This window comes from Vibrio gigantis, assembly GCF_024347515.1.
Classification (GTDB): Bacteria; Pseudomonadota; Gammaproteobacteria; order Enterobacterales; family Vibrionaceae; genus Vibrio; species Vibrio gigantis.
This window is the reverse complement of the sequence record NZ_AP025493.1, coordinates 1,210,642-1,229,030: the sequence shown is the minus strand read 5'-3', so window position 1 is coordinate 1,229,030 and position 18,389 is coordinate 1,210,642. Positions and strand designations below refer to the sequence as shown.

17 protein-coding genes are annotated in these 18,389 nt (G+C 44.6%); 10 read left to right on the top strand and 7 right to left on the bottom strand.

Going from position 1 to position 18,389, the window contains the following annotated elements:
- Positions 1 to 227: 227 nt before the first annotated feature.
- Complete coding sequence (locus OCV56_RS21555; RefSeq protein WP_086714574.1) at positions 228 to 704, bottom strand: YHS domain-containing (seleno)protein; 477 nt, start codon at positions 702 to 704, stop codon at positions 228 to 230.
- Between the two features lie 110 nt (positions 705 to 814).
- Here OCV56_RS21555 and OCV56_RS21550 point away from each other — a divergent pair, with 110 nt between their 5' ends.
- Both OCV56_RS21550 and OCV56_RS21545 read left to right on the top strand, forming a co-directional pair.
- The gene (locus OCV56_RS21550; protein ID WP_086714573.1) at positions 815 to 1,639 is read left to right on the top strand and encodes an AraC family transcriptional regulator; all 825 of its coding nucleotides are present in this window, start codon (positions 815 to 817) and stop codon (positions 1,637 to 1,639) included.
- A 233-nt stretch (positions 1,640 to 1,872) separates the two neighbouring features.
- Complete coding sequence (locus OCV56_RS21545; RefSeq protein WP_086714572.1) at positions 1,873 to 2,751, top strand: 6-pyruvoyl trahydropterin synthase family protein; 879 nt, start codon at positions 1,873 to 1,875, stop codon at positions 2,749 to 2,751.
- Positions 2,752 to 2,876: 125 nt separating this feature from the next.
- Here OCV56_RS21545 and OCV56_RS21540 read toward each other — a convergent pair whose 3' ends face one another.
- A complete protein-coding gene (locus OCV56_RS21540; protein WP_086714571.1) occupies positions 2,877 to 3,917 on the bottom strand; it encodes an acyltransferase in 1,041 nt (346 codons plus the stop codon).
- A gap of 123 nt (positions 3,918 to 4,040) precedes the next feature.
- Positions 4,041 to 4,997, bottom strand: coding sequence for an AEC family transporter (locus OCV56_RS21535; protein WP_086714570.1), 957 nt, complete (start codon positions 4,995 to 4,997; stop codon positions 4,041 to 4,043).
- 160 nt (positions 4,998 to 5,157) lie between these two features.
- Here OCV56_RS21535 and OCV56_RS21530 point away from each other — a divergent pair, with 160 nt between their 5' ends.
- The gene (locus tag OCV56_RS21530; RefSeq protein ID WP_086714569.1) at positions 5,158 to 5,751 is read left to right on the top strand and encodes a TetR/AcrR family transcriptional regulator; all 594 of its coding nucleotides are present in this window, start codon (positions 5,158 to 5,160) and stop codon (positions 5,749 to 5,751) included.
- A 234-nt stretch (positions 5,752 to 5,985) separates the two neighbouring features.
- Positions 5,986 to 6,840 carry an alpha/beta hydrolase gene (locus tag OCV56_RS21525; protein ID WP_086714568.1) on the top strand — a complete coding sequence of 285 codons (855 nt, stop codon included), beginning with the start codon at positions 5,986 to 5,988 and terminating at the stop codon, positions 6,838 to 6,840.
- Between the two features lie 114 nt (positions 6,841 to 6,954).
- Here the strand turns inward: OCV56_RS21525 and OCV56_RS21520 are convergent, their stop codons facing one another.
- Positions 6,955 to 9,495 (bottom strand): glycosyl hydrolase family 18 protein, encoded by a 2,541-nt coding sequence (locus tag OCV56_RS21520; RefSeq protein ID WP_086714567.1) that lies wholly within the window; start codon positions 9,493 to 9,495, stop codon positions 6,955 to 6,957.
- Between the two features lie 384 nt (positions 9,496 to 9,879).
- Positions 9,880 to 10,344 carry a DUF2850 domain-containing protein gene (locus OCV56_RS21515; protein WP_086714566.1) on the bottom strand — a complete coding sequence of 155 codons (465 nt, stop codon included), beginning with the start codon at positions 10,342 to 10,344 and terminating at the stop codon, positions 9,880 to 9,882.
- A 307-nt stretch (positions 10,345 to 10,651) separates the two neighbouring features.
- On the opposite strand from OCV56_RS21515, the gene ppnP reads away from it, so the two are divergent.
- Positions 10,652 to 10,933: a pyrimidine/purine nucleoside phosphorylase gene (ppnP, locus tag OCV56_RS21510; protein ID WP_017057600.1), complete on the top strand. Its 282-nt coding sequence runs from the start codon at positions 10,652 to 10,654 to the stop codon at positions 10,931 to 10,933.
- Between the two features lie 202 nt (positions 10,934 to 11,135).
- Here the strand turns inward: ppnP and OCV56_RS21505 are convergent, their stop codons facing one another.
- A complete protein-coding gene (locus OCV56_RS21505) occupies positions 11,136 to 12,008 on the bottom strand; it encodes a pirin family protein (protein WP_086714565.1) in 873 nt (290 codons plus the stop codon).
- Positions 12,009 to 12,165: 157 nt separating this feature from the next.
- Here OCV56_RS21505 and OCV56_RS21500 point away from each other — a divergent pair, with 157 nt between their 5' ends.
- On the top strand, positions 12,166 to 12,447 hold the full coding sequence (locus OCV56_RS21500; RefSeq protein WP_086714564.1) for a hypothetical protein: 282 nt from the start codon (positions 12,166 to 12,168) through the stop codon (positions 12,445 to 12,447).
- Here the strand turns inward: OCV56_RS21500 and OCV56_RS21495 are convergent.
- Positions 12,444 to 13,634 (bottom strand): GGDEF domain-containing protein, encoded by a 1,191-nt coding sequence (locus tag OCV56_RS21495; RefSeq protein WP_086714897.1) that lies wholly within the window; start codon positions 13,632 to 13,634, stop codon positions 12,444 to 12,446. The genes OCV56_RS21500 and OCV56_RS21495 overlap by 4 nt on opposite strands.
- Before the next feature lie 315 nt (positions 13,635 to 13,949).
- Here OCV56_RS21495 and OCV56_RS21490 point away from each other — a divergent pair, with 315 nt between their 5' ends.
- The 4 genes from OCV56_RS21490 to uhpB all read left to right on the top strand — a co-directional run bounded on the left by OCV56_RS21490 (position 13,950) and on the right by uhpB (position 18,384).
- Entirely contained in the window at positions 13,950 to 14,288 is a 339-nt protein-coding gene (locus OCV56_RS21490; protein WP_086714563.1) for a DUF1840 domain-containing protein, read from the top strand.
- 395 nt (positions 14,289 to 14,683) lie between these two features.
- Positions 14,684 to 16,078, top strand: a complete 1,395-nt coding sequence (uhpT, locus tag OCV56_RS21485) for a hexose-6-phosphate:phosphate antiporter (RefSeq protein WP_086714562.1) — start codon at positions 14,684 to 14,686, stop codon at positions 16,076 to 16,078.
- Positions 16,079 to 16,279: 201 nt separating this feature from the next.
- The gene (gene uhpA, locus OCV56_RS21480; protein ID WP_086714561.1) at positions 16,280 to 16,888 is read left to right on the top strand and encodes a transcriptional regulator UhpA; all 609 of its coding nucleotides are present in this window, start codon (positions 16,280 to 16,282) and stop codon (positions 16,886 to 16,888) included.
- Positions 16,889 to 16,926: 38 nt separating this feature from the next.
- Positions 16,927 to 18,384 carry a signal transduction histidine-protein kinase/phosphatase UhpB gene (gene uhpB / locus OCV56_RS21475; RefSeq protein WP_228761164.1) on the top strand — a complete coding sequence of 486 codons (1,458 nt, stop codon included), beginning with the start codon at positions 16,927 to 16,929 and terminating at the stop codon, positions 18,382 to 18,384.
- Positions 18,385 to 18,389: the final 5 nt, after the last annotated feature.

Here is an 18,389-nt window from a genome sequence, read left to right as displayed (position 1 = left end):
TCTTCCATGAAATGAAAAGCTTATCTTCCATGAGTATAGAGTAAAAATAGGTTGGGTTCGCGTTAATTGATGACCTGTTTTGCTTTGATCTGAGCGCGGTAGTGGCGCTGAATATAATGCTGATGATGGTAGAAGATTGTCTGTATTTAGTCAGTTCAAATGAAAACGGAAGCATTGGTTGCTTCCGTTTTGTTTGTGGGCAATGGATAAACGTTGAAGGCTAAAACTTAGAGCTTGTAGGCTTCTACGGTTTTGATGGTTGTCCAGTTACTGTTAGCGTCTTGGATGAACTCTTGTGTATTCTCTAGCCAGCGTTTCTGAACCGATTTATCTAGGTTCAAATACAGCTTCCCATCTTCCACCTTCCAAGCGAGAGGGTCGGTTTCAAATTTCTTACCCATTGCCACTCCAAAGGCACAGTATCCACCATATTGAGGTGCATAGGCTTCTGGATTGGCTCGAAATTCATCTCTGTTTTCACTACTCGCAAAGTTATAGATCGCATTCTTATAGGTCGCAGTGAACTCAGGTGTGCCTTTAACGGGTCCTTCATTGGCAAAGTAAGCGACAGGGTCATAACCTTTAATCGCGAGGTCATTGCTGTCGACGCTCATATCGAGGTCGGCTGCCATGATGGAAAAGCTGGCACCTAATAACGCGGTCATTAGAGTGATTTTTTGACTGGTCGATTTCAAATGTGACATATCAAGTTCCTTGTCAGTATTAGTTAACTTGTATGAAATAAATTAGCCGACTGCTCCGGTCTATAGAGGGACAAAAGAACTAAAAAGTAAGCGAATCGTTCGGAGGATGCATGGATCTGCTTTCACAATTAATGGAACACTTCTCGATACGTACAGGCGTTTTCTATTCAGGGAACTTGTGTGGGGTGTCGTCATTTAACGCGCAACAAGGTAAAGAGGGGCACCTTCATGTACTGAGTGCGGGGGAGTTGAGCTTGTCTAGTGCTCACACAGAACACAGGCAACTGTCGCAACCTTGTATTGTTTATCTGCCGAATAGCACACCACATGCGATTGAAGGTGTGGGAGACGGTGCGGAGGTCGTATGTGCGAACGTAGAGTATCGCTCAGGGCAGATGAACCCATTATTGTCTGCGCTTCCTGATGTGATAGTGATTCCGTTTGCGGACGCACCTAACTTAATGCCAGTGATCGAAGTGTTATCTAACGAGTCGAGCCAAGACTCGTCGGGGCAGCAGTACTTAATGGACAAGTTGAGTGACGCTTTGATGGCTTTGATTTTTCGTCATCTTATTGAGCAACAGAAAATTGATAGCGGTGTTTTCTCGGCTCTTGCACACCCTCGATTGGCTTCTGTGGTGACGGCCATTCATCGATTACCCGCTCGTCATTACTCGATTGCCGAAATGGCGTCATTGGCCGCGATGTCTCGTACTCAGTTTATTGAAGCATTTAAACGAGAAGTGGGTGAAACGCCGGGAGATTATGTGCAAAAGTGGCGAGTATCAGTGGCTCAATCGCTGTTATTGCAAAATAAGCCCATCAATTGGGTTGCCGATGAAGTGGGTTACAATAGCTACTCAGGATTCTCACGTGCCTTTCAACATGTTGCGGGTGTGTCGCCGCGCCTTTGGCTAAAGCAAAATGTGTCGTGAAGCGCCAGGCACTCCCCCACTCGGTTTATGGCTATTCGCATCAGGCTGGTCTATGTTTTAGCGGAAATTGTATGTAGTTTGTTCTTTTATCTGAACAGGGTGTAAAAAGGTGGACTTTATAAGCTCGTTGTAACATCCTGCCCGTCCTATTTTATCTAGACACCAATGAGACGAAGTGCCTGCTGAACATTATTCAGCCTCCCGTATCTCATTAAAGTATTAAGGAGTTCAACTTGAACCTATTTGTAAGAGACCTTACCGTTATCGATTCTTCATACATCTGTGAGCACAGAGGGGTCGTAGGAGATAGTTGGATTTTAGATGTCACCATGTCTGGTGAACTTAATGAAATGAGCATGGTGCTGGATTTTAGTAAGGTCAAAAAGCAGATCAAACAGCTGGTTGATCAACATGTTGACCACCGCTTACTGCTGCCAATGAAAAGCGCAGCAATCGTGCATCAGGCGAGCAAAGCCGGTTACTCTATGGTGGATGTGTTGCGTGGTGACAAGAGTCTTCACCTACATTGCCCTGACGAAGCATATTGCCTGATTGATGCTGAAGCGATCACTATCGAGAGTGTGACCGCTCATGTTTACGATATTCTTCGCAACAACCTTCCAAGTAATGTCACAGGGTTAGAGATCACCCTTCGCCATGAAAACATTAATGGTGCGTTTTACCACTATACCCATGGCTTGAAAAAGCATGACGGTAACTGCCAGCGTATCGCACATGGTCACCGTTCTCCTGTCGAAATTTTGGTTGATGGTCAACGTGATGAACAACGCGAGCAGGCGTTTGCTCAGCGCTGGGAAGATATCTATTTAGGTTCTAAAGAAGACCAAGTTTCGGTCTCTTCACTGAACCTGAGTGAACACGCACAAAGCGTTAATGATGAAAGTCACTATGGTTTCCGCTACACAGCGCCACAAGGTGAATTTGAGCTAGCGATTGCTAAGAGTGAAACGGAAATCTTACCAACCGATACCACGGTTGAATTACTGGCAGGCTATATTGCGGATCAAGTTGCCCCAAGTTTGACAGAAAACCAATCACTACAAATTGTGGCGTATGAAGGGGTAGGTAAAGGCGCGATGGCGTTCCTATAACACTTCAACAAATGATACAGTCTCGTTGCTGACATGATGAAATAAGGGCAAGATAATCCGTTATCTTGCCCTTATTTTTTGTTGCTCTTCAATACTGAGCTAACCAATAGTTTTAGGAAAAAACATTAACGAAGTAGCACGTGTCGTAATGGCGTTTTCTCGATCCCAACAACCAACCCGAAGCTCAACAATACGGTGCCAAAAAATACCGTAACGTCTTTTGTCAGTTCCGTAATGCCCAATACACCACAGACATTGAACAGCAAGATGATGATTAATAGATGACTAACGTAGATACCCAGCATGCGATTTGAGATGGCACGAACCCATGCGTAATTGCCGATGTTTGGATTAGCTAAAAGCCACATAAACACGCCCATTCCCCATAGTGCCGTACCAAACAAGAAATCATGCATGTTGAATCCGACGTCGAACGTAGTTAGCCATACCGCCTCAGCAAAGTGAATGAGCATGCCTAACGCCAATAACCCCAACGCTTTAGTTGAGGACACTTTCCACTGATGCTGACGAATAAGGAAGCCTAAGGTCACCATTAACGTGCTAAAGAACGGACCATTGCGCGTGAAAAATGGAGCGCTTAGATCGGTTAAGCTCGCGTAACTGCCCGCTAAAACACCATAGACGTAGAGTAGAATAGCCGCTGGCAATAGCAGCTTGTCGAGTTTCATTTCGACCATCAAAGCGATAATTAAAACGGCACAAACCAGAGCAGGAATAAACCATAAATGCACCAATCCCCCCTCTAAGAAAGAGTTGAGGGGTGTGCTCATTAAAAAGCCCCAGTAACCTTGGCGTTCGCCTAAGTAACCTAACTCTTCAACCTTCGCGAGATTGAATGGCATGACTAGGCAAATGATGCTCCATACCACCCAAACCTTGAGCAGCGGTTTCGAGTAATTGATGACGGTCTGCCACGGGGATGCAGTCAACTTGGGCTGAATAAGGTAACCGGAGATTAGGAAGAACAAAGGTACCGCAAAACGAGCGGTTTGGTTGAGCACATAACCGATCCAAGGCACTTCATCTATTTGCCAATAAGTGAGTGCCATTTGGCCGTGTAAACCAATGATCGCCAAAATAGCAATCACTCGGCCAAACTCGATACTGGCGATGTGTTGTGAAGGCGTATGTTGAACGGAAGACATATCAGATCTCTTAGTAAAATTTTTACGAAATCTAGCAGCCTTTACGTCTAACCCGTTAGTCCTAAATCAAGGCTTACGACCTTTGTTTCAAGGCTTGTGTCGGTTTTTTGAAGCCTGTCGCAGCTATATCAAATCCATTGCAGTAAGTACAAAAATACCGAGTGTACAAGTGATAAGCGAACCCATAGTTGTGAGTGCGATAATATTGGCAGCAAGCGTTGCATTTCCGCCCATTGCACGTGCCATTACATAGCTCGCGGCAGCGGTTGGTGCTGCACTCATTAGGAAGATAAGTCCAAGATCGAGCCCGTTAAAGCCTAAGAGCAATGCTGCAAATGTGATAAGTAACGGCGAAACAATGAGTCTGTAACTTGAGGCAAACCAAGTCGCGAGTTTCTCTTGTTTGAGAGAGCTGATATCCAACGAACCACCGGTACACAGTAAGGCCAAGGGCAAGGTCATTTTTGCTAAGTATTGCCCTGCATCAGTGATCATTTTGGGGATGGGAATAGACAATGCGTAACAGAAAACGCCGAGAAAAATGGCGATAATCAGAGGGTTCTTGGTTATCGACTTTGCTATCGCTTGAATGGCTTTATCGCCCGTGTCTTTGCCCTTAGGGGTTAAGGCAATCACGGCTTGTATATTGTAGAGCACAGTAATTGATGCAACATAGATAGCCGCAAGCGCCACGCCTTGGTTGCCGTAGATATTGGCGACATACGCTAAACCTATTATACCCGTATTAGCCCGAAATCCACCTTGGATGATGACGCCTTGATCCTTTGACTCTTTAAATAATAGCTTGGTTGAGAGAGTGGCAATTAGGAAAAAGCCGAAATTAGCAACCAGAGCAAACAGGACTAACGTGCTGCTTGCAGAGAAGTTATGGTCAGATTGGACGATGCTCAAAAACAACATCGCAGGTAAGGTGATCTGAAAAACAATCTTAGAAGCGACATCAATGAAGTTGTCATTGATCAAGCCGATTCGCTTGAGCATCACGCCAAGAAACAGCATTAAACAGATGGGGCCTGTTACTGACGCTGAAAACGCAAACTGTTCCCAAAGTGTGTTCATTCTTTTCCCTTTGTTAGTCGATTTCAATTCCTTTGAATACTGTCGCATTTTTCCACAATTCTTTGAGAAGAGAAATTGAATCCCAATAGATAAGTAAAAATCTTTTAAAAAAAGAACGAACGTGCTAAAAATAACGTATCAGATTTATTGTTGGTGAATAATGAGTAAGGGAAAGATAACTAAAGAGTATATTTTGAGCCATGCATTCGCGCTTGCGAGTGAGAATGGACTTGAGAGTTTGACCATTGGCGAGTTAGCCAAGCAGTGTGGCATGTCTAAGAGTGGCTTGTTTGCGCACTTCAACTCTAAAGAGAATCTACAACTCTCTGTACTTGAGTACTCCAATGCTATCTTTACCGATCGAGTCATCATTCCAGCAAGAGAGCTTGGTGATGCTGACATTGAAGCGAAATTAAAACAGCTGCTCGATAACTGGTTAGGGTGGAACCACTCATTCCAAGGCAGTTGCATGTTTATAGATGCATGGAAAGACGCTGGCAGTGAAACGTCAGTGATTCAGAAGGCGCTGCAGAAAACCATTTCGGTTTGGATTGATTACTTGACGATTCAAGTAGCCAAAGCGGTTGAGAGCAAACAGTTTAGATCCGATTTAGATCCTAAGCAGGCGACTTTTGAATTGTATGGGCTCTACTTGAGCGCGAACTTGTTCTATTCATTACGAGGCCAACAAGCGAGCCATACCCATTTTTGGAGTGGCGTAGAGCGCTTAATCGCCAGCTGGAAAGCGGTTTAACGAGTAAGCCATTTAGTTCGAAACCAGTTAGTTCGCGAACTACTTAGCTCGTAAACTTAAAGTTAAAAAAGCATATGAGCTTTGCTTATGTGAGGCCTAAAAATTTAAGAGAAGTGGCGGCAAGCGTGCATAAACAGCATTATCGCCATTTTTTATACCAACAAATAGCACGGTCGTTCGTTTTTAGTGGCCGAGCTCGATCCGTCCGTGAATACGGCGACATAAGGAACGGTCATGAGTGATAAAATCTATTTTAATACATCGAATAAATTCAGCTTCAAGCGTAGTCTGATTGGTGCAACCACCAATCTGCATTACATCATAGCACCGAGCCATGCGAAGAAAACCGCGCGTAAATTGCTACTCACTCCGATGCGAACTGAGCAGAAAAATGCTGATCCTCAAGGGCTTATTAAGAGTGAAATCAAAGGTCGTGATGGCGTTTTAAAAACGTATTCTCTGGGGACTGGCCCCGTTTGGGTGCTAACTCACGGTTGGTCGGGTACCGCGAGTCAGTTCTTCCCTTTGATGGAGTATATTGCCGCTAAAGGCTTTACCGCGATGGCTTACGATCATCCTGCTCATGGTGGCAGCGATGGTGTACATGGTCATATTCCTGCGTTTGTGAACGGTCTTGAAGCCATTCTTGATTCGGTGGGGGAGGTAGCAGGTTTGGTCGGTCACAGTATGGGTACGGCTTCTGCGTTGGAATGTAAGCACGTTAAATTGGAAAACAAACCGCTGTTGCTGATTGCTCCAGTGCTGGATTATCTCGAAAACCTATTTGGCAGTGTTGCGCGTTCAGGTTACTCAATGAAACTATTCGAGGCGGTAGTCGGAGAAGTAGAAGAGCAGTTTAACTACCCAATTCAGTCTGTTGATCCTTATGGCAAGCTAGCGCTTCGTCAGTCTCAGACCATCATTGTGCATGACGAGCAAGATAAGTTTACTAAGTTTGATGTGTCTCAGCGTGCTGCGAATGAAATGGATCGCGTTACCTTGATTGCCACTCAAGGCCAAGGCCATGGTCGAGTAATGAAATGTCCACAAGTGTTTGAGAGCTTTGATAACTTGGTTGAGTTTAGCTAATCAAGTTAGTAGAACTTAAGTTAAGAATACAAACAATCAAAAGGCCAACCAGAGTTTATCCGGTTGGCCTTTGCTTTTAGGTGCTGTTAGTTCGTGTTTAACTAAAAACTATTTTTAGTTAGCACAGCTTGCTGGGCCGATCTCTTTCCATACGCCCCACTCACCAGAGTTAACTGGGTCGTCACCTTTAGTCCACCATTTCGCTTCCCAAACTTTACCGCCTTGGGTTACTTGGTCGCCACCAGTGTAGACCGCACTTGAATCCCAAGCGTTAGTACATGTACCGCCGCCTGTCGTTTTCTTAAGAACTTTCACAGAAGTAGCCGCTACCGACGTCTCTGTGCCATCACTTACCGTTACAGAGAAGTTCAGCGTGGTATCTTGCGTGTATTCTGCTGCGACAAAGCTCACTGAAGAACCTTGAACTGTTGCATCAATACCAGCAGGTACATCCCAGGTGAAGGTCAATGTGTCTTGGTCTGCATCATTCGAAGCCGAAGCATCAACCACGACTACATCACCCGCATTAACTTCAGCTGGAGCTGAAACAACCGCAACGGGTGCTGTATTCACTGGGCCCGTGTCTTTAGGGGTTATCGTTACAACAACCGTGTCAGTTGAAGTAGCACCTTCGTTGTCCGTTACCGTTAGGCTGAAGGTTAGTGTTTCTTGCTGAGCGACTTCAACAACATCGAAGCTTGCAACCGCAGCACTCGCGTTAGCCAGTGTTACTGCTGTACCGCTCACTTGAGACCAAGCGTAACTAGCAATTGTGCCATCAGTGTCTTTTGAAGCGCTGCCGTCTAGAGAAACAGAAGCTGGGCCTTCAACAGATTGGTCTGCACCTGCTGATGCGGTTGGTTTCTTGTTCACAGGCTCTGTAGTGCCACCTGCTAAACCTTCGTGCATTGCATTTAGGATGTCGCCGTTATCCGCATCAATTTCCCAAGAGAACAGACCCGCAAGGCCAAGGCTACGCACGTACGCGCCTTTTGCTTTAACAGATCGGTCGTCATCAAATGTGATTAGCTGACCTGAAGTGCGGTTCCAAACGTAAGGCGCTTCCGCCATCTCGTCGTAACCATATTCAAAGCCGTTGATGCCTTGGTTGTTTGCACCAAGCATGTTCGCTTTAATGCCTTTGTAATCGATAACGCCATCTTCCCATACACCTTGTGCAGAACTGCCTTTCAGCTTGCCGTTACCTACGCCTGTCATAGGGTCGCTAGGATCAGACAGTGATGATGGTAATACGCCTTCCCAACCACGACCGTACATGGCTGTACCAACAACAAGTTTGTTTGCAGGGACGCCTTGCTGAAGCAGTAATTGGATACCGTTGTCAGTGGTGTAAGCTGGACCAGTGTACTGTTCGCCATTTTCATCAAGCCCAGTGCCATCACATTGACCAGGACGCATGAAGTTACCGCAGTTGAGCGCTGTTTGGTGACCCAACACGTTGTTCCAACCGCCGTAGAAGTCGTAAGTCATTGCGAAGATGTAATCCATGTACTGGATAGCATCACCGTAGTTCACGTCTTCAATCTTATCGTGACCCACACCGATTGCTGATGTTAGCTCGTAAGTACGGCCGTTCTCAGCTTCTAGCTCATCTAGCATCACGCGCAGTTCTGCCATCAGTGCAATGTAAGCAGGGCCATCGTTCACAGGGTCACCAAGTTCGGGAGCTGCACCACCTCCACCAGGGAATTCCCAATCGATATCTACACCGTCGTAGAATTTCCATGTGTTGAGGAATTTCTTAACCGATGCAACGAACGTGTCGCGGTTGGCTTTTGTAGTGAAATCGAAGAACGGGTCAGACAGTGTCCAACCACCAATAGATGGGATGATTTTCAAATCAGGATTACGCTGTTTGAGCGCCATCATCATTGCGTAGTTACCCTTGATAGGTGAGCTGTACTCGTGACCGGCTTGAGGGAAACTTTTCTGGAAAGCTGCCCATGGGTCATGAATCACCACTTCGTAATCGTTAACGCCCTGACAAGCAGTCATGAGTGCGTTGTAGCTGTTACCGCCAACAGACTTCACTGATTCATTAGGACCACAAATTGGGATGAAGCCATAAAGGATATGGGTCAAGTTGTCAGCGGGTAGGTTATCAACGGTGTAATCACGGCCATAGATGCCCCATTCAACAAAGTAAGTACCCACTACTGTGTTTGGGTCTGTATTGTATGACTTGTTGTTTGGATCAATGTTCATCGCAAGTGGTGCTAAGTGTGAGCCATCGGTATCGGCGATGGTGATCTGAGCGGGAGCACTCTTGCTACAGCCTGTTTCATCACAAGCCTCGATTTCCATTTCGAATAAGCCGCCTTGACCATATTCGAAGGAAGCCGTGGTTTGGCTGCCAGTGATTGGGCCTGTGGCCACTTTCACGCCATCAAAGTAGATGTTGTAAGTGTTTCCTGACGTTCCGCTCCATTGGTTGAATTTAACGTCGACCTTTGCGTTGTCGTGATATTTAACCATCTGGTTGTAGCCAGAAGTTGTTTCCATCGCGAGTTCAATTTTAGAAAATTGCAGGTTGTTGGAACCGTACATGTCGATGCTAGGTGCTGTTGGTGCAGCTAATGCTGTACCTGATAGCGCTAGAGCAATGCTTGCCGCACAGGTATTAATACGAATCATACTATTTCTCTCATTCCTTGAAGGTTACGAGAACCAAATGGCCCCATAAGCGGCTCCAATCAGTTTTGAAGGAGCTTCCCTGTCAGTATTCGAGAGAGTTTTAATTTCATAACTGAAAATAAATCCGTTTTCGATGGACAACTAAGAAATTGTATCTTGTTACAATTCTGTTGCTTAATGAATGAGAGGCTGAGTCCATGTTTTATAAAATAAAACCTCCATCAGTAGGAAAATCTCATAAGTAAAAATTAACGACATGAAGTTATGAAAAGGTGCGACAAACTATAAGAAAATATTGCCGAATTGCAGTGTTTTGGATGAGCGGGGAAGAACGAGAGTAAGCATAAGGATTAATGCCGCTGGGAGTACGGAGAAGTGAGGGGGTTATCTTTTGAATTGCTCAGCTAAGGAAGCGCGTCGTTGTTGCATGACACTATGGGTATCACCAGTCGCAGTATCTTCGTAGCCTTCTTTAATAAATTGTTGAGATGGCATGCTTGGCTCTAGTCGCTTTAAGCGAGGCGAGTCGTAGGTTCCACTGACCGTGTAAACGGTGGTTCCAGAGCCTGTGTTGATCGTGACTATCTTACCGTCAAAGTCGAACGAGGTAGTGATGAGGCGATGATTCATCATCACACCTTTCTCTGAAAGTGTAAGAATGTCGGTGTTGTAAGGTGGAGCCGCAATCTCTATCCATGTGCCATAAACGTTACTTGGGCTGACAGATTGCTGGTGGGCTTGATAAGCAAAATAGCCAGCGGTGAGGGCAATGATAAAGCCAGCTAATAGGAAGCCGTAGAGTAACGAGTTGGCAAATAAATCTCTGCTTTTAGTCGGCTTTTTTGCCATTATCTCTTCATTTTTCGGCTGATATTGTTTTAAATTCTATTCACTAAAATCTTAGTTTGCAAAAATTGTTATAAGAGTTAGAAGCAGGATCGGATGTTCTAATAAATTTGGTTGCGTTAGTGGTTTTTAGCCTTGCTCCTCAGTATTTACTTCATCAATGAAAGTGAATTCCAGAAATGCTTAAGCTATGCGTATTTATTTCTTGTAGGAAAGCCTCGAATTGGTTAAAACAATTATCACCTAAATTTACGCATAGGCTTACTTGGTGAGCTCAATAATTGCAATTTTAAGATAACAAGGAAGTACAATGATTAAAGAAAACACATACTTTGAAGGTGGCGTTAAGTCTTTAGCGTTTAATCAGTCAGGTGCTGACGTGAGTGTTGGTGTAATGGCGGCTGGTGAGTACACGTTTGGTACTGCGGCTCCAGAAAAGATGACCGTAGTTAAAGGTGCTTTGATCGTAAAGCGTGTTGGCGATGATGACTGGACGACATACCAATCTGGAGAGTCTTTTGACGTTGCAGGTGACTCTTCATTCGACCTACAGGTAAAAGAAGCGACGGCTTACCTGTGTGAGTACTTATAACCAAGTCTAAATTCGCTCAATCAGGGCATCGTTTGTTTCTGATTTAATTGAAAAAAACCACGCTCTAGGAGCGTGGTTAAATAAGTGATAGTAACCGGCAGTGGATAGTGTCACTTGTTTTTGTAGTCATCAAAGGGACGACCAAATCGTTGTTCGTTGCAAAGTATCTTCAATCTTCAAAACTCAACTCAAAGCTAAGACATCAGTAAGTCTCAAAAACGCCGTTGTTGTAGTCTTGAATTGTTTGTTCAATCTCTTCCATCGAGTTCATGACAAACGGACCGTAGTGCACAACAGGTTCATTAATCGGCTCACCAGAAAAAATCAGTACACCTGAATCTTCCAAGCTATCCAAAGACAGCAAGTCAGCTTTGGTGAGCAGGGCAAGTTGACCTTGGTTGATCACTTTGTCGCCGATTTTAATACTGCCTCGGTACACGTAAGTCATGGCATTGTGATTAACATTTGTTCCTAACGTGACTTTGTGCCCAGAATGAGACCGCCAATCCGCAACGCTCAATGGCACGCCTGTTTTCTGTAATGGACCTTGCACTCGTAAAGCCTCTGAATCATCGTCAGTTTGGTTGTGCAGTTCAAACCCTCCGGCTACTACTCTTAACAAACCACTTTGATCACTAAGATGTTCCGTGATGCTTTCATTTTGGAAATCGTGATATTGCGCTGGCTGCATTTTGTGTGCCGCAGGTTGGTTTATCCAAATCTGAAAACCATGCAGCGCGCCTTCTTCCATCATTGGCATTTCGCTGTGAATGACGCCACGACCTGCGGCCATCCACTGCGCGCCACCGCTGCGTAGCTCTCCAACATTCCCCATATGGTCTTTGTGTTGGAAGTGACCTTGGAGCATGTAAGTGAGTGTTTCTATCCCACGGTGAGGATGTGGAGGAAAGCCGCCAACATAGTCTTTGCTTTCATCTGACTTGAGTTCATCAATCATCAAAAATGGAGAGAAGCGCGTGTTATTAAAACCTGCAACTCTTTGGATTTTGACGCCATCGCCATCGGAGGTGGCATGGGCTGAGATTACATGATCTACGGTTCTTACATTCGACATATTGAAACCCTCATAAACTTGAATAGCCTTAGTTTATGGAATTTAATTTATAAAGAAGATGGTGCTGCGTTGAGTGACTTATTCGAAAATTTTGAACAGGTAACAATATGAAATTAAGTCTATACTCAATATAGATTAGATCGCCAAGGAGGCCGCTATGGCAGTACAACAAAAACATGGCGAAAGGCAGGGTCGAATGGGCTTTGATAATGATTTTACAACGGAGCAAGGTCAGCGTTTTACTGAGGTAGCGAATAACGCCGTTAAGCGACGGGGAAAAAAGCGTGAGATAGAAGCGGCTTTTGTGCATTCGGCAAAACAAGTCGCTTTTAAGCCAGTTGCTAGGTCCAAACGTATTAACCCGGATCGTACTCGACAAGTTGTATGGATTATTGTTATTGGGCTAGTAAGCCTTTGGGTTATGTATATGGCCGGCTAACGTTGACGTGTTTTTAACAGCGTTACATTGTTCCCTTCCACTTTCGTTTCAAGACAATCTACAAGCTCAGAAGAATTCGATTCTGAGCAAGATAGATTCGTCGGTAATTCTTCTATCAATGTAGAGACTGGGTTGTCGTGATAATAAGCATATCGGTTTTTTCCTGAATGCTTGGCCACGTACATGGCTTTGTCGGCACATCTTGTTAATTCATGCAATTCTGTCGCATCTTGTGGGTATAAAGACACCCCCACGCTGAGTGTCAGTTCTTTTATTCTTTCGTTTGTCTGGCAACCGCTCTCAAATAAACCACATATTCTATCGAGAATACCGTCGAGGTCTTTTCGAGTTGGAATATCGTAGAGCATCAGAACAAACTCATCCCCAGCAAAGCGCGCAATTGAATAATCGTATTCGTGACTATTTCGATCTCGGGTTCGAATGTTGTTGCTCAAGCGATTGGCAAAGTGCTGCAAGACGCTGTCGCCTACATCGTGCCCGTAGCTGTCGTTAATGCCTTTAAAGTCATCAATATCCAAAAAGACCAATGCCGTAAGTGATCGCTCACTATCCACTGTCGCTAGCTTTTCTGTCGCCCAGCGTTCAAAGCTCCAACGGTTTGCCAAGCCTGTGAGTTGGTCTCTATAGGCTAAGTCTTCAATCCCTTCTTTGTACAAACGCTGAATATAGCTCACTGCTTGTGTGTAATAGTAAGCGGATGTATGGCAAACCAAACTCATGGTAAATAAGCTAAGAACAAATCTGTGTGTACTGTTAAATGGCAAAGAGAAGTTGTTGGGCATTGCTGTAATCAAGGTACTGATAAACAGGCAAAACGAGGTGCTTAAGATAATGCCAATTCTGAAGTCATTGATAAAAATGACCGCAGCTAAAATAGGGTATAGCCAAAGAACTCGGTCGGGAATGGCGTAGCTGTACAAGAATAGGATGACGCCTTGTATTAGAAGAACACCACTTAAAATCAATTCTGAATACTCAGGATTGACGACTTTTCTTACGTAAAGCGCATTAGAAATGGCAATAATGGCGAAGCACAATTCGAAAATTGATAGCGTGTAATGTTGGCCTTGGAAGTAAGCCCAAGTGTAGAAAATGAATAACGCAGCGGCAGTCAGTGAAAAAGAGTGGACAATTTTTTGCTTGCGGGTGGAACGTATGTCCGCCATTTCTTCTAGGTGCCTGCCGACGAGCCTTTTCATGTGATTTGTGCCAAAGATTTTGATAATGGTGTTAATAGTAGATTAAATAATAGTCATTACGGAGTGTTGGTGGCCTTTTTAGTGTGACTACTATCAAGGTTTCATATTAAAAAATAAGTAACCCATAATAAATAGTGATGTGTATCACGGACGGTGTAGACCCGCCCCACAACTGGCCATCCAATGAGCAGGTTGGGAGAAGCGATTTGGCTATTATCTACTTGCTTTCCAGTGAGTTACTCAACATAGTTTGCAGATAACCAAAATCAAGAGAGGCTCATAATGTTAATTACTTTTAGTTGCAAGGTTCATGCTAGCGTCACGATGTTTGGTGACGTCGGTCTTCAGTTCATTAAGATGCTTGGACACAGCGGCGCTATCCCTGGCGCTATGGATGCTTCAGAGGTTCCTCAAGCTCTGGATAATTTACGTGCTGCGATCGCAGCAGAGCAGAGTAAACCCGTAGAGCAAGAGAATACTGATGACGACAATGAAGAAGAGGTTGTTGAAGCGCCTGTTAATATTGGTAGCCGAGCGTTTCCACTGGTTGAACTATTAAAAGCCGCCATCAAGGACGAATGCGAAGTGATGTGGGAAGACGGCAGCGGTAAACGACTGTAGTACGATTCGCAGCAAGCCTATTGAATCTATTTTAATAGGTATGAATGTTGAGCCAGTATTGGTCACCCCCCTGGAGTTTGGTGGTGATTAATCGATACTGGCGCTTTGTTTGTTGCGAAGTGTTTGGCTTGTGTCTGTTCGTTTACAAAGTTCATCAGCTTTGAAATGAGTTACTTTTGTTATCGTAATATCAATACATAACACGCCGTAAACAAAGTGATACTGTTCACGCTTTCTAGACTCCCAATTCTGAACTAAGAATTTTTCCTAGTTATTCTAAGACCCTCTCTCATGCGGTCGATTTTTAGACTCCTTATTATTTCACGGTCAAATAACAAAGAATGCATGGTCGCAATTATGCCGTGCAGACCTCATAAATAATAAGAGAGTTCACAATGTTAAAGTTCCTAGATCAGGTTCGAAAACCGACGCTGGATCTTCCGGTCGAAACTAGAAGAAAAATGTGGTTTAAACCATTCCTACAATCTTACCTTGTCGTGTTCATTGGTTATCTAACCATGTATTTGATCCGTAAGAACTTCAATGTCGCGCAAAACGACATGATTTCTACTTATGGATTATCGATGACGGATCTAGGTCTTATCGGTCTTGGTTTCTCTATCACTTACGGTATCGGTAAAACCGTTGTTTCCTATTACGCTGATGGGAAAAACACTAAGCAGTTCCTGCCATTCATGCTTGTTCTTTCTGGTATTGCTATGTTGGGCTTCAGCTTCAGTATGGGCGGCGGCAGTGCTAGCTTATTTTTGATGGTAGCCTTCTACGCGTTGAGTGGTTTCTTCCAAAGTACAGGTGGCCCTTCAAGTTACTCAACCATCACTAAATGGACGCCTCGTAATAAGCGTGGTTCTTATTTAGGCCTGTGGAATATGTCACACAACGTGGGTGGCGCAGGTGCTGCTGGTGTGGCTCTGTTCGGTGCCAACTACCTATTTGATGGCAACGTGATCGGTATGTTCGTGTTCCCGTCAATCATCGCGATTGTGGTTGGTTTCATTGGGATGCGTTTTGGTAACGATTCTCCAGAAGCATACGGCCTAGGTACGGTTGAAGAGTTGTTTGATGAAGAAGTCAGTGAAGAAGATACGGCCGCTGAAGAAAATCAAATGACTAAGAAAGAGATCTTTGTTGAATACATTCTGAAAAACAAAGTGATCTGGTTGCTCTGCTTCGCGAATATCTTTTTGTACATTGTTCGTATTGGTATCGATCAATGGTCTACCGTTTATGCGTATCAAGAGCTAGGTTTATCAAAAGAAACGGCTATTTCAGGCTTTACTCTGTTTGAAGTGGGTGCACTGGTCGGCACGTTAATGTGGGGCTATTTATCAGACCTTGCGAACGGACGTCGCGCTTTAGTTGCTTGTGTCTCGCTAGCGTTGATTATCGTTTCTCTAGAGTTCTACCAGCATGCAACGAGTGAGTTCATGTACCTCGCATCACTGTTTGTACTTGGTTTCCTAGTGTTCGGTCCTCAGTTGCTGATTGGTGTTGCTGCAGTAGGCTTCGTGCCTAAGAAAGCAATCAGCGTTGCGGATGGTGTTAAAGGCACATTTGCTTATCTAATTGGTGACAGCTTTGCCAAACTTGGTCTAGGTATGATCGCGGATGGAACGCCTATTTTCGGCTTAACAGGTTGGAAAGGAACGTTCGCAGCCCTGGATACGTCAGCTGCCATTTGTATCGTTTTACTGCTATTTGTAGCGGTTGCGGAAGAGAAGAAAATTCGCCACGCTAAGAAAATGCACTTAGCGGCTCAAAACGCGTAGCGAGTCTGGTGAGCCTGTGCTTGTGTATTTGTCCTCGCAGCATAGTTTCGGGTAGATAGTCTCACGTGATTTATTGGTTAAAGCACGTGAGATCATACCAATCGTTAGTTCGATTCAGTATCATCTCTATAAATAAACTTAATTCTATATAGCTCCTGTTGGGGCTATTTTTCTTTCTTACTTTTAATTTTGGTTAATATCATGATTAATGTTGCGCTTGTTGATGACCACGTCATTGTTCGATCGGGCTTTGCTCAATTACTCAGTCTTGAAGCTGATATCACGGTCGTGGGTGAATTCAACTCTGCGGCAGAAGCTCGCCTCGGACTGCCAAGTTGTCACCCTGATGTCGTGATCTTGGATATCTCAATGCAAGACGAAAGTGGTTTGAGCTTATTGGAAGAGATCCCATCAGGCATTGCCAGCATTATGTTGAGCGTTCATGATTCTCCGGCGATGGTTGAGAAATCATTGGAGTTAGGAGCCAAAGGTTATCTCAGCAAGCGCTGCAGCCCCGATGAGCTAATCCAAGCCGTTCACACGAGCGCAAAAGGGGGCTGTTATCTCACGCCTGATATCGCTATAAAGCTTGCGACACCAATGAAAAATAAAGCCTCTTTAAATCAATTAACCCGCAGAGAAAGTGAAGTGTGTCAGTTATTGGCAACAGGGCTCGATGTAAAGTCTATCGCTGTTGAGTTAGGGGTTAGCCATAAAACGGTGCATGTGCACCGTGCCAATGCGATGGACAAACTTAATGTTAAAAACAACGTTGAGTTAGCCAAACTATTCACTCAAGAACAGTACTAATGCGTTCCTATCTAGCCACCTCCTTGTGTGGGGTTTTTATGGCTGGTTGTGCATGGTTCTGTCTGTGGGTTATTGCCTTCTATTTCATTAATGACCCTGAGTTAGCCATTCTGCTTTTCCCATTTTCACTTCGACTGGGAATGACGCTGCACACTCGCACTCATTATTGGCCTGCTATCTACATTGCAGAGTGGGGGCTCGCGATCGCTTTAGCTCTACTACTTGATGAACCTCAATGGCTGACGATACTCATCGCCAGTGGATTGAGTATTCCTGCCACTCTCATTGCCAGGCGTTATTACTATGGTGACCAGAATCGTCACTTGTTGGTGATGGCGAGCTTAATCATGGTCACAGGGTTGATCAACGTTGCCGTGGTAGGTTCTCATGTTCCAGCCGTTTACATGGTGTGGTTGGTGAGTATCACTGGCGGATTGATGTTGGTGCCAATGTGTTATCTAGTCTGGAACTATCTATTCCAAAACAAGTGGGCGCCACTGGGTTCTTACTTAATCAACAATGTCGTTGAGTTCAAAATCCGTCACATCGCTTTATACAGTGTGTTGTTGGTGGCCAGTATTTTGATACAAACCAGTTTGCCTGATGAGCTAAGGCGCTTCGCTCCGTTCTGTATGGCTATCCCTATTATCTTGCTTGCGGTTCGTTACGGGTGGCAAGGTGCTTTGTTAGCGACCCTGTTAAACAGTGTCGCGTTGATTGCTGCTCACAGTGGAACATCTAAACTCGAAATTACCGACTTACTCTTGTCTCTATCTGCTCAGACTATCACAGGTATTTTGCTTGGCCTTGCGGTTCAAAAACAAAAAGATCTCAATGCGAAATTACGAAGTGAGCTCTCCAGAAATCAAAACCTTTCACGCCAGTTAGTCACCGCTGAAGAATCGGTTCGTCGTGATATTGCTCGTGAGCTGCACGATGAAATCGGTCAGAACATCACGGCAATTCGCACTCAAGCAAGCATTATTAAGCGTGTCGATGCCGCCGAAATGAGTGTTCGTTGTGCGGGCACGATTGAGTCATTGTCTTTGAATGTTTATGACACCACCAAACGCCTACTCACAAAACTCAGGCCTAAAATGTTGGACGACCTTGACCTAAAGGACTCTGTTGAGCAACTCATACGGGAAATGGAGTTTTCAGATCACGGCGTTGATATTCAGCTAAATTGGCAAGGTGATTACTCATGTTTGAGTGACACGCTCAAGGTCACTCTCTTCCGGCTGTGCCAAGAGTCATTAAACAACGCTCATAAATATGCCCAAGCAAGCGAAATTAGAATAGAACTGATTTTAGACGATCAAGCTTACCTTCGGATCACAGACAATGGAGTTGGTTTTACAGCGCAGGATCTTCTCAAAGGAATGGGTGTTCGTGGTATGCAAGAGCGTGTTCAGGCGCTCGGCGGCAAGATGACAATCAACGCTAATGGATCATCTTCGGGTTCGGATATCAGCGTTACATTACCTAAAGTGTGAGAACG

Coding starts and splice junctions, on each gene's coding strand:
- OCV56_RS21555 (WP_086714574.1), bottom strand. CDS start 704: ATGTCACATTTGAAATCGACCAGTCAAAAAATCACTCTAATGACCGCG.
- OCV56_RS21550 (WP_086714573.1), top strand. CDS start 815: ATGGATCTGCTTTCACAATTAATGGAACACTTCTCGATACGTACAGGC.
- OCV56_RS21540 (WP_086714571.1), bottom strand. CDS start 3,917: ATGTCTTCCGTTCAACATACGCCTTCACAACACATCGCCAGTATCGAG.
- OCV56_RS21535 (WP_086714570.1), bottom strand. CDS start 4,997: ATGAACACACTTTGGGAACAGTTTGCGTTTTCAGCGTCAGTAACAGGC.
- OCV56_RS21530 (WP_086714569.1), top strand. CDS start 5,158: ATGAGTAAGGGAAAGATAACTAAAGAGTATATTTTGAGCCATGCATTC.
- OCV56_RS21525 (WP_086714568.1), top strand. CDS start 5,986: ATGAGTGATAAAATCTATTTTAATACATCGAATAAATTCAGCTTCAAG.
- OCV56_RS21520 (WP_086714567.1), bottom strand. CDS start 9,495: ATGATTCGTATTAATACCTGTGCGGCAAGCATTGCTCTAGCGCTATCA.
- OCV56_RS21515 (WP_086714566.1), bottom strand. CDS start 10,344: ATGGCAAAAAAGCCGACTAAAAGCAGAGATTTATTTGCCAACTCGTTA.
- ppnP (WP_017057600.1), top strand. CDS start 10,652: ATGATTAAAGAAAACACATACTTTGAAGGTGGCGTTAAGTCTTTAGCG.
- OCV56_RS21505 (WP_086714565.1), bottom strand. CDS start 12,008: ATGTCGAATGTAAGAACCGTAGATCATGTAATCTCAGCCCATGCCACC.
- OCV56_RS21500 (WP_086714564.1), top strand. CDS start 12,166: ATGGCAGTACAACAAAAACATGGCGAAAGGCAGGGTCGAATGGGCTTT.
- OCV56_RS21495 (WP_086714897.1), bottom strand. CDS start 13,634: ATGGCGGACATACGTTCCACCCGCAAGCAAAAAATTGTCCACTCTTTT.
- OCV56_RS21490 (WP_086714563.1), top strand. CDS start 13,950: ATGTTAATTACTTTTAGTTGCAAGGTTCATGCTAGCGTCACGATGTTT.
- uhpT (WP_086714562.1), top strand. CDS start 14,684: ATGTTAAAGTTCCTAGATCAGGTTCGAAAACCGACGCTGGATCTTCCG.
- uhpA (WP_086714561.1), top strand. CDS start 16,280: ATGATTAATGTTGCGCTTGTTGATGACCACGTCATTGTTCGATCGGGC.
- uhpB (WP_228761164.1), top strand. CDS start 16,927: ATGGCTGGTTGTGCATGGTTCTGTCTGTGGGTTATTGCCTTCTATTTC.